The sequence below is a fragment of the uncultured Jannaschia sp. genome (assembly GCF_947503795.1).
Classification (GTDB): Bacteria; Pseudomonadota; Alphaproteobacteria; order Rhodobacterales; family Rhodobacteraceae; genus Jannaschia.
Genome location: NZ_CANNEZ010000001.1, coordinates 1,111,031 through 1,124,135, shown reverse-complemented (window position 1 = coordinate 1,124,135; position 13,105 = coordinate 1,111,031). Strand labels below are relative to the sequence as shown.

10 protein-coding genes are annotated in these 13,105 nt (G+C 69.7%); 2 read left to right on the top strand and 8 right to left on the bottom strand.

Going from position 1 to position 13,105, the window contains the following annotated elements:
* Window positions 1-32: 32 nt before the first annotated feature.
* Window positions 33-692, bottom strand: coding sequence for a GNAT family N-acyltransferase (locus Q0833_RS06065; RefSeq protein WP_298431274.1), 660 nt, complete (start codon window positions 690-692; stop codon window positions 33-35).
* 78 nt (window positions 693-770) lie between these two features.
* Here Q0833_RS06065 and msrB point away from each other — a divergent pair, with 78 nt between their 5' ends.
* Window positions 771-1,175: a peptide-methionine (R)-S-oxide reductase MsrB gene (gene msrB, locus Q0833_RS06060; protein ID WP_298431272.1), complete on the top strand. Its 405-nt coding sequence runs from the start codon at window positions 771-773 to the stop codon at window positions 1,173-1,175.
* On the opposite strand, the gene Q0833_RS06055 is transcribed toward msrB, so the two are convergent.
* A complete protein-coding gene (locus Q0833_RS06055) occupies window positions 1,172-2,329 on the bottom strand; it encodes an N-acetylmuramoyl-L-alanine amidase (protein WP_298431270.1) in 1,158 nt (385 codons plus the stop codon). The two genes, msrB and Q0833_RS06055, sit on opposite strands and share 4 nt — an antisense overlap.
* Complete coding sequence (locus Q0833_RS06050; RefSeq protein ID WP_298431268.1) at window positions 2,326-3,477, bottom strand: aminotransferase class I/II-fold pyridoxal phosphate-dependent enzyme; 1,152 nt, start codon at window positions 3,475-3,477, stop codon at window positions 2,326-2,328. The genes Q0833_RS06055 and Q0833_RS06050 overlap by 4 nt, the downstream gene beginning before the upstream one ends.
* Before the next feature lie 79 nt (window positions 3,478-3,556).
* On the opposite strand from Q0833_RS06050, the gene Q0833_RS06045 reads away from it, so the two are divergent.
* On the top strand, window positions 3,557-4,795 hold the full coding sequence (locus Q0833_RS06045; protein WP_298431266.1) for a M48 family metalloprotease: 1,239 nt from the start codon (window positions 3,557-3,559) through the stop codon (window positions 4,793-4,795).
* Window positions 4,796-4,849: 54 nt separating this feature from the next.
* Here the strand turns inward: Q0833_RS06045 and Q0833_RS06040 are convergent, their stop codons facing one another.
* The 5 genes from Q0833_RS06040 to purQ form a co-directional block, all read right to left on the bottom strand.
* Window positions 4,850-7,804 (bottom strand): ribonuclease E/G, encoded by a 2,955-nt coding sequence (locus tag Q0833_RS06040; protein WP_298431264.1) that lies wholly within the window; start codon window positions 7,802-7,804, stop codon window positions 4,850-4,852.
* A gap of 406 nt (window positions 7,805-8,210) precedes the next feature.
* Window positions 8,211-8,924 (bottom strand): alpha/beta fold hydrolase, encoded by a 714-nt coding sequence (locus tag Q0833_RS06035; protein ID WP_298435016.1) that lies wholly within the window; start codon window positions 8,922-8,924, stop codon window positions 8,211-8,213.
* Window positions 8,925-8,989: 65 nt separating this feature from the next.
* Window positions 8,990-10,324 carry a sigma-54 dependent transcriptional regulator gene (locus Q0833_RS06030; protein ID WP_298431262.1) on the bottom strand — a complete coding sequence of 445 codons (1,335 nt, stop codon included), beginning with the start codon at window positions 10,322-10,324 and terminating at the stop codon, window positions 8,990-8,992.
* Between the two features lie 124 nt (window positions 10,325-10,448).
* Window positions 10,449-12,134, bottom strand: a complete 1,686-nt coding sequence (locus Q0833_RS06025) for an ATP-binding protein (RefSeq protein ID WP_298435013.1) — start codon at window positions 12,132-12,134, stop codon at window positions 10,449-10,451.
* 175 nt (window positions 12,135-12,309) lie between these two features.
* Complete coding sequence (purQ, locus tag Q0833_RS06020) at window positions 12,310-12,978, bottom strand: phosphoribosylformylglycinamidine synthase subunit PurQ (RefSeq protein WP_298431259.1); 669 nt, start codon at window positions 12,976-12,978, stop codon at window positions 12,310-12,312.
* Window positions 12,979-13,105 lie beyond the last annotated feature (127 nt).

The window sequence follows — 13,105 nt, the reverse complement described above, 5'->3', positions numbered from 1 at the left end:
CCGCCCCGGCGTGGCGTCAATCGGATGCCCGATCAGGCCGCGTCGAGAAGGCCGGTCAGCGCCGCGGCCCGCGCGGGCGGAATCGACGCGACGGGCAGCGCGGTGAAGACGTGCAGCGTATCGAGATCGCGGTCGATCACGGCCCGATCCGACACCCCGGCCCCGAGTGCCAGCCAGCCCCTGAGGAGCGGCGGCACGGGCCCGGGCCGGTCGGGAAGCGCCACGGTCTCGAGCGCGGTCGGGCGCGGTCGCCACGCGGCCGGGGCCTTCCGACCGCGGAGCCGCGCCATGCCCGCGCCATCCGGCGGAAAGGACGAGCAGCCATAGAGTGCCCCGATCCGCTCGGCGATCACGACCTGCGCCATCGCCGCGAGGAGGAGCCGAGGCACGTCCGGGTCTGTCACCGTCGCGGCCAGGGCCACGCGTCCCACCTCCAGCGCGCGGGGGAAGGCCGCGGCGAACGCGCCCAGATCGTAGAATTGCGCGCTGTAGCCCTCGGTCGCATCGCTCTGCACCGTCAAGCGGGCGCAGGCGGCGACGCCGTCGGGCCCCGCGATGGTCAGGTGCCGGGCCGCGTCGTCGAAGCGGTCGCGATCGCAACCACCGGCCCGGAATGCCACCGAGCGGAGCGTCAGCGCCGCCTCCGCATCCTCCCCGAGCCGCACGCGCCAGCGTCCCGCCTGCCGATCCATCCCGCACCTCGCCCTTGGCGGACCCGGCCGCCCGGCCTATCTGCATGACGCCAAGACCCGCTGCGAGAGGAACGCCCGATGGAGAAGATCGTCAAGTCCGATGACGAGTGGAAGGCCCAGCTCGGCCCCGAGGCCTACAAGGTCCTGCGCAAGCACGGCACCGAGCGCGCGGGCACCCACGAAGACTTCCCCAAGGCGCCAGGCACCTACATGTGCAAGGGGTGCGGCGCGCCGCTCTTCGATCAGGGCGCGAAGTTCGACAGCGGGACGGGCTGGCCCAGCTTCTACCAGCCGGTCGACGGCGTCGACGGAACACGCGTCGACGAGAGCGTCGACAATTCGTGGTTCATGAAACGCACCGAGGTCCATTGCGCCCGCTGCGACGGGCATCTGGGCCATGTCTTCCCCGACGGGCCGCAGCCGACCGGCCTGCGCTACTGCATCAACGGCGTGGCGTTGGAATTTGAACCCGAGGCGGGCTAGCGGCGCAGGCGCAGCGCCTCGGCGGCATCCTCGACCGCCCAGGCCTCGAGGCCGCGCGCGATCGCCGTCGCCATCCGTGACCGCCAATCGGCGGAGAGCAGGTTCTCGAGATCGTCAGCGTCTGACATGAACCCCAACTCCAGAAGGACGGACGGGATGTCGGGCGCCTTCAGGACGGTGAATTCCGCGCCCAGCCGCGGTCGCTTGTGCAGCTTCAGGCCCGCATCACCGATCCCCGCGATCAGCGCGTCGGCCAACGCATCCGCGCGCGGCGCCGTTTCGGCGCGGGCGAGGTCGATGAGGATCTCGGCGATCTCGTCCTCGCGCGCCTCGATCTCGACCCCGAGCAGCAGCTCGCCGTATCCCTGCCGCGCGGCCAGTTCTTCGGTGATCCCATCGCGTTCGCCGGGATCGAGCGTGTAGACGGTCGCCCCGGCGGCCCCGCCCCCGTCCAGCGCATCCGCGTGAAGCGAGATCATCAGGTCCGCACCCGCGGCCCGCGCCACGGCGGCCCGCCCCCTGAGCCCGAGAAACTCGTCCGTCTCGCGCGTCAGCACGACCTCGTGCCCCTCGCGCCGGAGGACGCCCGCCAATTCGCGCGCGAAGGACAGCATCAGCGCGGCTTCGTTCGTGCCCGCGCGTTCGGCCCCCGGATCGACGCCGCCATGGCCGGGGTCGAGCGCCACGACCAGCGGCCGATCCCCCGTCTGGCGCGGGCGGGCGGTCATGCCGACCGCGTCCGGCACCGCGTCCCAGCCCTGCGACACGAGGGGCCCGACGGCGCCTTCGCCCGCTTCGGTCACGATGCGGATGCGCGCGCCGCTCTCGCCCGTGTCCATCCAGGCCCGCGCGATCGAGGCGGGTTCCTCCAGCGGCAGCACGAGGCGCGACCATCCCGGCGCGACGCGGCCCGTCAGGGGCTCGCCCGGCAGGTCGAACGTGCTCCAGTCAACCTCGGATGTGTCGAGGATCAGGCGCCACGGGTCGGCGCGGACGAAGACGCGCCACGGCACCGGCTGGCTGATGTCGAAGGACAGCTCCGCGCCGCTTCGACCGGTCTCAACCTCGGCGCCGGTCACGGTGGCGCGCGCGGTGAATTCCTGCGCCGCGACCGGCCAGGCGAGCGCCAGCAGGAGGAGCGCCAGCCGGATCACCGCCGCCCCATCCAATCGGTCAGGCGGTCGAGCCCCTCGGCGATATCGGCCGTCGCCCGCGCATAGCTGAACCGCAACGTCCCCCCGCCCCGGCCCGGATCGAAATCCAGCCCCGGCGTCACTGCCACGCCCGCGCCGTCCAGCACCTCCCCCGCGAAGGCGAGGCTGTCATCGGTCAGCCCTGAGATGTCGGCATAGACGTAGAACGCCCCGTCCGGCGGCGCGATCCGATCGAACCCCGCACCTGGCAGCCGGTCGAGCATCAGGCGGCGATTGGCGGCGTAGACGTCCAGATTGGCACGCAGCTCGTCCTCGGCATCCATGGCGTGAAGGGCTGCGATCTGGCTGGCATGCGGGGCGCAGATGAACATGTTTTGGGCCAGCCGCTCGAGCGTGCGGATATGCGCCTCGGGGACGACCATCCAGCCGATCCGCCAGCCCGTCATGCTGAAATACTTGCTGAAGGAATTGATGACGTAGACGTCGTCCGAAATTTCGAGCGCACTGACGGCTCGCGCGCCGTATTGCACGCCGTGGTAGATCTCGTCGCTGACGAATGCGCATCCGCGCGCGTGGCAGGCGCCGATCAGGTCGGCCATCGCATCCCGGTCCAGCATCGTGCCCGTCGGGTTCGACGGCGAGGCGACGATGAGACCCGCGAGGTCCGGCGGCAAGTCGCCCGCGACGGGCTGGAAGCGGTTCTCGGGCGTGGTCTCGAACCCGACGGCCTCGAGCGACAGCGCCTTGAGGATCTGGCGGTAGGACGGATAGCCCGGCAGCCCAAGCCCCACGCGGTCGCCCGCATCGAAGAGCGCCGTGAAGGCCAGAAGGAACGCGGCCGACGACCCGGCGGTGACGACGACGCGCTCGGGGTTCAGGTCCACGCCGTACCACTCCGCGTAGAGCCGCGCGATCCGGGCGCGCAGCTCCGGCAGGCCCAGAGCCACGGTGTAGCCCAGCGGCCCCTCGGCCATGGCGCGGGTCAGCCCGTCGCGCGCGGCCTGCGGCGCGGGCGTGCCCGGTTGGCCGACCTCCATATGGATGATCGAACGGCCCGCGGCCTCGGCGGCGCGCGCGCGCTCCATCACGTCCATCACGATGAAGGGATCGACGTCGCTGCGTCGCGACACCCCGCTTGCGCGTCCCATGCCCGCCTCCGATACTGCCCGCGCCCCTGATGACCCGGCCCGGAGGGTGGGTCAACGCCCCGCCAGTCGAGGCCCGTCCATGCACCGCATCCTCGCCGTCCTCCTGCTCCTCGGCCTGACGGCTCCGCCTATATCGGCCCAGACCGTGCTGCGCGATGCGGGGCTCGAACATGCGCTATCCGAACTGGCCCGCCCGCTGCTCGCTGTGGCGGGCCTGCAGGACCCGGTCCGCATCCTGGTGATCGACGACGCGCGCCCGAATATCTTCGCCGCCAATGACCGCGTGATCGTGCTCCACGCGGGCCTCCTGCGGCGGCTGCAAACGGTGGATCAGGCACGGGCCGTGATCGCCCACGAGATCGCCCATATCGCGGAGGGTCACGCGCCGATCCGCGTCGGGGTCTCGGGCCATGCCGCCACGCCGGCCGGGTTCGGAGTGGTGCTTGGTGCGGCCACCGCGTCGTCGGACCGCGTCCGGGCGAAGATCCTCGCCCATGACCGCGACGCCGAACGCAGCGCCGATGCGCGCGCCTTGCGCGACATAGCGGCGATCGGCGCACCCGCGCTCTCGGCGCGCCGCATCATGGCCGGGATCAGCCGCGACCTGTTCCGGACGGGCCAAGGCGACCTCTACGCCAGCCTCCATCCCGATCCGGGCGGCCTGCCGGCGCGCGAGACCACGCCGCAGACCGGAAAGCCCGACGACGGCGACGGTGCCGATTGGCTCGCCCGCGCGCGGGCCACGGCCTCGGCCCTGACTGATGCGCCGCGCGAGACCTTGCGGGACGTGGGCGGGCGGAGGGACGCCCTCTCGACCCTCCGCGCGGCCATCGCGCGGCATCGGCAGATGGACCCCAGCCGCGCGCTGGCCGGGATCGGACGCCTCCTCGCCCAGAATCCGTCCGATGCTTATCTCCATGCGCTCAAGGGACGGTTCCTGCTGGAAAGCGGGCGCGCCGCATCTGCCGTCGAGAGCTATCGTCGGGCCGAACGCCTCGCGCCCGGCGATCCGTTGATCCGTGCGCGGCTCGGGCGCGCGATCCTCGCGACCGGACGTCCGCGCGACGCGCTCGTCCTTCTGGAGGCGGCGCGGGCGGCCGATCCCTACGACCCCGGCCTCCTGCAGGACCTCGCGACCGCGCTGGCGCAGAATGGCGAACCGGCCTTGGCGCTCGTGGCCTTGGCCGAGCGCGCCGCCCTATTGGGCCGGTTCGGCGAGGCCGATCGCGATGCGCGCCGGGCCGAGGGCCTGCTCCAGCGCAACACGGAAGGGTGGCGACGTGCGCGGGACGTCCGCGCCATCACGCAGCCCCACTAGCCAAGAAAAAAGGGCGCCCCGAGGGACGCCCTTCTAGCAATTGTGTGGGCCGGATCAGCCGCCGAAATTCCACCAGCCGCGCTTCTTCGGCTTGGCAGCAGGCTCGGGCGCGTCGGCGGACTTGGTCTCCACAACCGGCTCTGCCTCGGGCGCATCGGCCTCGGCGGCCTCGACGATCTCCGCGACCTCGGCCACCTCCTCGGAGGGCTTGGCCATGGGCGCGGGCGCCTTGGCGCGTGTGCGGCGCTTGGCTGCAGGCTTCGCAGGCGGCGCTTCGGCCTCGGGCGCCGCCTCGGGCGCAGGGGCCTCAGGCGAATCGGCCGCAGCCTCCGCGGCGGGCTCATCGCCCCCGGCCTCCGCGGCAGGCGCATCGGCCTTCTTGCGCGACCGGCTGCGCGAGCGCGAGCGGCTCTTCGGCGCCGCCTCGGCCTCCTCGGGTGCCGGGGCATCCGCCTCGGTCGTGGTCTCGGGCGCACCCTCCTGCGGCGGCACGTCCGGCTGGGACGCCCCGGCTGGCGCGTCGTCGCCCTCGGTCTCAGCGTCGCCGGCGCGGGTGTCCTCGCCCGACCCGTCCCCGTCACCGCCCTTCTTGCGGCGCGACCGGCGACGGCGCTTCTTCTTCGGCTGCTCCTCGCCATCCTCGTCGCGGGCGGGGCGCGGCGCGCGATCTTCGGCTGACGTGGCCTCGGCGGCATCGACCTCCTCGGCCTCCGCCTCGATCACCTCGTCCTCCTCGGACACCCAGGAGGTGTCCATGCCGACCACGTTGGCGACAGGCTTCGGGACGACACGCGTCGCGGTCTTGAACTTCTCCATGTGGAAGTCCGGCGCCACGAGGCTCGGGTCCGCCGTCACCCGCACGGCCATGCCGTAGCGCGTTTCGATGGAGGCGAGATGCTCGCGCTTCTCGTTCATGAGGTAGTTGCAGACGTCGACGGGCAGCTTCAGCAGCACCTCGCGCGAGCGCTTCCGCGTCCCCTCCTCCTCCAGTGCGCGCAACACGCCCAGCGCGACCGAATCGTCCGACCGGATCAGGCCCGTGCCTTGGCAATGCGGGCATGCCTGGGTCGTCGCCTCGAGCATGCCGGGACGCAGACGCTGGCGCGACATCTCCAGAAGGCCGAAGCCCGAGATGCGCCCGACCTGGATGCGGGCCCGGTCGTGTTTCAACGCATCTTTCAAACGCTTCTCGACGGCGAGGTTGTTCTTGCGCTCGTCCATGTCGATGAAGTCGATGACGATCAGACCGGCCAGATCGCGCAGCTTGGCCTGACGCGCGACCTCCTCGGCGGCTTCGAGGTTCGTCTTGACGGCGGTGTCCTCGATGGACCCCTCCTTGGTCGACTTGCCCGAGTTGACGTCGACCGCGACCAGCGCCTCGGTGATGCCGATCACGATGTAGCCGCCCGACTTGAGCTGCACGGTCGGGTTGAACATGCCCGCGAGATACGTCTCGACCCCGTGCCGGGCGAAGAGCGGCAAGCCGCCCCCGTCATGCAGTTTCACGTTCTTGGCGTGGGACGGCATGATGAGCTTCATGTAGTCCTTGGCTTCGCGATAGCCGCCTTCGCCATCGACGATCACCTCGTCGATATCGCGGCTGTAATAGTCGCGGATCGAGCGGTGGATGAGGTTGCCCTCCTCGTAGATCGGCGCGGGCGCGATGGACTTGAGCGTCAGCTCTCGCACCTGCTCCCACTGGCGCTGGAGGTATTCGTAGTCGCGCTTGATCTCGGTCTTGGTGCGCTTGGCCCCGGCCGTCCGCACGATCAGGCCGGCGCCCTGGGGCACGTCGATCTCGGAGGCGATCTCCTTGAGCTTCTTGCGGTCGGCGGCATTGGTGATCTTGCGACTGATGCCGCCGCCCCGGGCCGTGTTCGGCATCAGGACGCAGTAGCGACCCGCAAGGCTGAGATAGGTCGTCAGGGCCGCGCCCTTGTTGCCGCGCTCCTCCTTGACGACCTGCACCAGCATGATCTGGCGGACCTTCACGACCTCCTGGATCTTGTACTTGCGGGCGCGCGCCTTCCGCTGGGGGCGGATCTCGGCGAGCTCTTCGTCCGCGACGGTCTCGATGGCGTCGCCCTCCGGGGCATCCGCATCGGCATCCACCGCCTTCTTGCGCGACCGCGAGCGCGAGCGGGAGCGCTTGGGCTTCTCTTCGGGCTGGGTCTCCGCATCGCCCTCGGCCTGCGCGGCCTCGGCGTCATCCGCGTCGGGCTGGGCCGCGGCTGCGCTGGCGCCGGCCTCGGGCGTCTCGGCGGCGGGGTCGGCATCCGGCGTGGCTTCGACGGCAGACGCACCCTCGGCGGGCTCGGGCGCCGCGCCTTCACTGACGCTCTCGTCCTCAAGGCCCGAATCCTCGGCGATGGAGGTCACGGTGTCATCGTCAGAGCTGTCCGTCGCATCGGCGGCTTCCGCCAGGTCGGCGCCCTCGCCGCTGACAACGGTTGGCTCATCCGTCGCCTCGTCCACGGCGACGATTTCGGGCGCAGGCGCATCCGCATCGGTGGCATCCGCATCCGCGTCCGTCGCGTCGGCCATCTCGCCCTCGGGCGCGTCGGATTTCTTGCGCGACCGCGAGCGCGACCGGCTGCGCGAGCGCGACTTCTTCGGCTTCTCCTCGCCATCCTCGGCCTCGGGGGCGTCGTCGGATTCGGCCTCGACCTTCGCGGCGTGCCGGGCATCGGCGGCCTCGTCGGCCTCTGCCTGGGCGCGCGCGGCCTCCCGCTCCTCGGCCAGGATCGCTTCGCGGTCGGCCTTGGGGATCTGGTAATAGTCGGGGTGGATTTCCGAGAAGGCCAGGAAGCCGTGCCGGTTCCCGCCGTAGTCGATGAACGCCGCCTGCAGCGACGGCTCGACGCGCGTCACTTTGGCCAGATAGATGTTCCCCGCAAGCTGACGCTTGTTCAGGTTCTCGAAATCAAATTCTTCGACCTTGTTTCCGTCTGCCACCACGACCCGGATTTCCTCCGGGTGGGTGGCGTCGATCAGCATTTTCTTCGCCATGTGTCTTTCCGCGACCCGCACGCCTTCGCATCCCGGGGGGCGCGAGCGTGGAGAATCGTCTTGATGGGGCGAACGCAGGCGAAAGGGGCGCGGCGCGGCGAAGCCGCAATCCGTCCGTCGCTTTCAAGTCCTGCGTCATCGCGCTTCTACCTCGACCCGCGCACGGTGGCGGGGTCATGCATGACCCGCCGGTGTGGGGCGGGCGTCTCTCCGAAGGCGGCCAGCGCCCTCGCAAACTTCCCCCGAGGCACGGCCCTCGATCCGGGGCCCGACGCGAACGGGAAAGAATCTCACCGGCTCCAACCGCGGTCCATTCCGCGGCACAGCCGTAGTCCCTATCTGTGCCAAAAGCGCCGCATTGGCAATGCGTGAGTGGTTCCACCCGCGCGCGCGCACGCCGTCCGGCTCAGACGGGTTCGATCCCCGCGGGCAGAGACGCGTCGTCGAGCCACGCGCGCACCGTCGCCACGAAGAGGTCATGCGACACCGCGGGCCAGCCGTGACCGCCGGGCGCGTATCCGCCGTTGGCCAACTTGGACCCTTCGGCGATCAGCTTCACCGTTTCACGGATGTCGCGCATCTCCTTTCGTCCGGCGAGAACGGTCAGCGGCACCGCTATCCGTTCGACCTCGTCCCGTGCTTCGAAGGAGAGTGCGAGATCGGCGATCCGCCGGAGCGTTCGCGCGTCGCAAGGCGACCAAGGCCCCGGCGACCACGACGTCTCACCCGACAGGCCGAGTGCAGCAAAGGCGCGCCTACGAAAGAACGGTCGCGTCATCAGGGGGGAGATGGCCACACTGAGCGGCCCGAGCCACCAACGACCCGTCACCGGCATGATCTGGAACCCCGTCAAAAGCGCGCGCGACACGAGATCGGGATGCCGCGCGGCCAGCATCAACCCGGTATAGCCGCCAAGCGAATAGCCCACGACCGGCAACGGCGCGGCATCAGGCTGCGCGCGCAGGAGCGCCGCGACGTGATCGGCGCTTCGCGCGAAATCCTCGAGCGGGATGGCGGCGCTCTCACCGAAGCCCGGCAGATCCGGGCAGAGCGCGCGCACGCCTGGCAGGTCGGCGACCACGTCGGCCCAGGCCGCACCGGTCGCATTACCGGGATGCAGGAACAGGACGCGGCGCCCGTCGGGCGCACCGATCTTGCGTAGATGCAGACCTATGCGACCGCCCGTCAGAGGTAGTTCGAGCGGCTCAGGCCGTATTTCGCCATCTTCTCGTTCAGCGTCCGGCGGGGCAGCGACAGCTCCTCCATCACGCCCGCGATCGAGCCGCGATGCCGGCGCATGGTGTTGTCGATCAGCATCCGCTCGAACGCCTCGACATATTCCTTCAAGGGCTTGCCCTCGGTCGTGACCTGCACCGTCTCGCCCTGCTCCTGCGTGTCGGACATCAGGAGAGAGGAGATCGAACCCGTGCCGCGACGCTGCTGCAGCACGGCCCGTTCTCCGAGATTGATAAGCTGGCGGACATTGCCCGGCCACGGCGCCTGCAGGAGTTGCGCGGCCTCCTGCGCGCTGAGCTGGGGCGGCGTGGCGCCGTATTCCTCGCCGAAGGACTCGGCGAAATGGGTGAAGAGCGTCAGCACGTCCTCGCCGCGGTTGCGCAGCGGGGGCAGAACCAGCTTCATCGCGGCCAGCCGGAAGAACAGGTCGGGCCGCAGCGAATCCTCGAGTGTCTTCTCGGGGTCCGAGCCGTTGTGGATGGCCACAATCCGCGTCTCGGCGGGCGTGCCCTGATCGTTGATGAAGGTCAGAAGCCGAGCCTGCAGCGCCAGCGGCAGCGCCTCGATGTCTTCCAGCACGAGCGTGCCGCCCCGCGCTTCCTCGACCAGCGGCAGGCCGCCCTCGGTCACCGGGCCGAAGAGCTTCGAGCCAAGCTCCTCCTCGCCCAGTGCGGCGCAGGAGGTCAGGGCGAACGTCTTGCCTTGCCGCGGGCCCACGGCATGCAGCGCATGCGCCACCAGCGTCTTGCCCGTCCCCGTCTCGCCGTCGATCAGGACGTGGGTGTCGGCCTGCCCGAGATCGAGGATATCCTCGCGCAGCCGCTCCATCGCGGGCGACGTGCCGATCAGCTTGCGCATCAGGACCGTGCCGTCCGAAAGCTCCCGCCGCAGAGCCCGGTTGTCGAGCGTCAGCTTGCGCGCCTGGCAGGCCCGCCGCGCCAGATCGGTCAGCCGATCGGGATTGAACGGCTTCTCCATGAAGTCGTACGCCCCGAGCTGCATCGCCTCGACCGCCATGGGTACGTCGCCATGGCCGGTGATCATGATGACGGGAAGCGAGCTGTCGGTGCTCATCAACCGCTTGAGGAAGGCCATCCCGTCCATGCCGGGCATCCGGATATCGCTGATGACGACGCCGGGAAAGTCGGCCCCGATGGACTTCAACGCCTCCTCGGCCGAGGCGTAGGTCTCGGTCGCGAACCCCGACAGGGCCAGCCACTGGCTGATGGATTGACGCATGTCCTGTTCGTCGTCGACGATGGCGATCTTGGTCTGCTCGGCCATTGCGGCTCCTGTTGGTCAGTCAGGGCTTTCGCCCGTCCGTGAATCCTATCTATGTCGGATTGTCGCAGTTCAAACCATGTCGTCGCGGCTCGCGGTCACGGGCGGAGCCACGCCGATCTCCCGTTCATTCGGCGGCGTCCAGCGCAGCCTGGCCCACGGCGGGCAGGCGGACCTCGAACACCGCGCCCCCCGACGAGCCATTGCGCGCGGTCAGCCGCCCACCCAGATCGCCGACGATCCCCGAGGAGATGGCGAGGCCGAGCCCCACCCCCTCGCCCGGCTTCTTGGTGGTGTAGAACGGCTCGAAGAGCTGATCGGGCGCTTCGATCCCGGCGCCGCTGTCGCGGACGGCCAGAACGACCTCGTCGCCGACGGTCAGCAAAATATCGAGCTCCCGCTCATCGGCGCCCTGCATCGCATCGAGCGCGTTGCGCACGAGGTTGATGATCACCTGTTCCAGCCGCAGCCGATCGGCCATCACCCAGGCCGGCCCTTCGGGCAGGTGCTGGCTCAGCTTGACGGTCTGCTGGCGAAGCTGCGGCTCCATCAGCGTCAGCGCCGAGGACACGGCCTGGCGGACATCGACCTGCTCGAACGCCTCTCCGCCCTTGCGGGCATAGGACTTGAGCTGCCGGGTGATGGCGCCCATCCGCTCGATCAGGTCGTCGATCCGTTGGAAGCTCGAGAGCGCCTCGTCGGAGCGCCGCCGCTGCAGCAGGAGGCGCGCCCCTGCGAGATATGTCTTCATCGCCGCCAGCGGCTGGTTCAGCTCGTGGCTGACCGCAGCCGACATCTCGCCCAGGGCGGCCAGTTTCGAGGATTGCGCCAGCGACTGCTCGGTCTCCTTCAACTCCTCCTGCACGCGCTTTCGTTCGGCAATTTCCTTTGTCAGACGGTCGTTTAGGCGGCGAAGTTGAACCGATTCCCGCTGGAACAGCAGCGAGCGCAACTGCGCACGGCGGTTGAGCAAGTAGAAGCCCAGCGCCAAAAGCAGCGCGAAGCCCATGATGATGAGGGCCAGCACCCCATTCACCCGCTCGCGCACGCTCTCGTAGCTGGTGAAGCTTACGAGGCGCCAGCCGCGGAACGGCACCCGCGCCTCCATCTGCATCAGCGAGGCCGAGGACACCTCGTCGGGGTCGTCGCGGCCGCCGAAGCTGGTGGCCGAGGCCAGTGCGCGATCGAGCGCCGAGGGCACCGAGGTGACGGCCAGCGCCTCGGCCAGCGGCTTGCCGCGCCAGCGCGGCTCGGTCGAGAGGATCACGGTGCCTGCCGCGTCGGTGACGGCGACGGCGGCCGTCGTGCCCCGCCAGCGAATTTCGAACTGCGCGAGGTCGACCTGCACCTGCAGAACGCCCAGTTGGCGCGGCCCGTCCTGCACCACGCGGCTGAAGCTTGCCTCGTAGAGCCCCGCTTCGTTCGGGACGAGGGTGAAGACCGTGTCCGTGGTGTCCGTTGCCTCGGTGAAGAACGGCGATGAGCCGTGAACCGAGCCCAACTCCTCGCGGTCGGTGGCCGCCACGGTGCGCCCGTCCATGTCGAGAAGCCGGATCGAGGCGGCCCCGATTTCGTCCACGTAGGAGATCAGCCTCTGCGATGAGGTCGAGAAATCCTCGGCATTCAGCGCCTGGATCAGCGTCGGGTCGCGCGCCAAAAGGAGCGGCACGACCGAGTTTCGCTGCAACTCCGACAGGATCGCACCGGCATAGAGCGATTGGCGCAACTCGGCGCGCTGCTTGGTGGTCTCGACGAATCGCTGGGTCAGGAGGCTGTTGGCGACGGCGATCGCGGCCAGCGCCGCGACGATCATAAACACAATCAGGATCCGAACCGTCCAGGACAGCCGCGGACGCACCGCATCCGGGCCTGTCGCCGCCGGGTCCGCCCCCTGAGGTCCGTTGCGCCAGAACATTGGCCCTGCCTACACCGCGCGGGGTCGCGGCCTCAAGCGTGGCCCCCGCGATGGGCGGGTTGCCGCGAACCGGTCACGCGGAAACAAGCGCGTCGGCCAGGCCCCGGAAGAGGCTCGCGCCTTGGGTATTGCCATGGAGCAGGTCGGCGGCCCGCTCGGGGTGAGGCATCATGCCGAGAACGCGCCGGTTCGGGCTGAGGATACCCGCGATGTCGTCGGTGGCGCCGTTGGGGGTATCGACATAGCGGAACGCAACCAGCCCCTCGCCCCTGAGCCGCGCGATCGTATCGGGATCGGCGGTGTAGTTGCCTTCGTGATGGGCGATGGGAATGTCGATCACCTCTCCGGGCGTATAGGCCGAGGTGAAGGCGCTCTCGGTCTCCTCCACCCGGAGACCAACGGTCTTGCAGAGGTATTTCAGCCCGGCATTCCGCAAAAGCGCACCCGGCAGCATCCCCGCCTCGGTCAGGATCTGGAAGCCGTTGCAGGGCGCAAAGACGTAGCCGCCGCGATCCGCATGGGCCTTCAGTGCGGCCGCGATCGGCGAGCGCGCGGCGATGGCGCCGCATCGCAGGTAGTCGCCATACGAAAACCCGCCCGGCACGCCGATGACATCGATGCCGTCCGGCAGCGCCGTTTCCTTGTGCCAGACCATCGTGGTGTCGAAGCCCGCGGCGCGGAACGCGACGGCAAGATCGCGGTCGCAATTGGAGCCCGGGAAAACGAGGATTGCGGCTTTCATGGCGGCCCTCACGCAGCATGCAGTTGCCTGGGCCGGATTTCACAGATCGCGGCGATGTTCCAGCCCGCGATGGCTCGGCGGGATCGTGCGCCCCGGCGATCACGAAACCGTGCACGGCGTTCTGTGT

Bases quoted from the DNA above. Each gene is read 5' to 3' on its own strand.
- Q0833_RS06025 (WP_298435013.1), bottom strand. From the start codon at position 12,134: ATGATCGTCGCGGCGCTGGCCGCGATCGCCGTCGCCAACAGCCTCCTG.
- msrB (WP_298431272.1), top strand. From the start codon at position 771: ATGGAGAAGATCGTCAAGTCCGATGACGAGTGGAAGGCCCAGCTCGGC.
- Q0833_RS06050 (WP_298431268.1), bottom strand. From the start codon at position 3,477: ATGGGACGCGCAAGCGGGGTGTCGCGACGCAGCGACGTCGATCCCTTC.
- Q0833_RS06030 (WP_298431262.1), bottom strand. From the start codon at position 10,324: ATGGCCGAGCAGACCAAGATCGCCATCGTCGACGACGAACAGGACATG.
- purQ (WP_298431259.1), bottom strand. From the start codon at position 12,978: ATGAAAGCCGCAATCCTCGTTTTCCCGGGCTCCAATTGCGACCGCGAT.
- Q0833_RS06040 (WP_298431264.1), bottom strand. From the start codon at position 7,804: ATGGCGAAGAAAATGCTGATCGACGCCACCCACCCGGAGGAAATCCGG.
- Q0833_RS06045 (WP_298431266.1), top strand. From the start codon at position 3,557: ATGCACCGCATCCTCGCCGTCCTCCTGCTCCTCGGCCTGACGGCTCCG.
- Q0833_RS06065 (WP_298431274.1), bottom strand. From the start codon at position 692: ATGGATCGGCAGGCGGGACGCTGGCGCGTGCGGCTCGGGGAGGATGCG.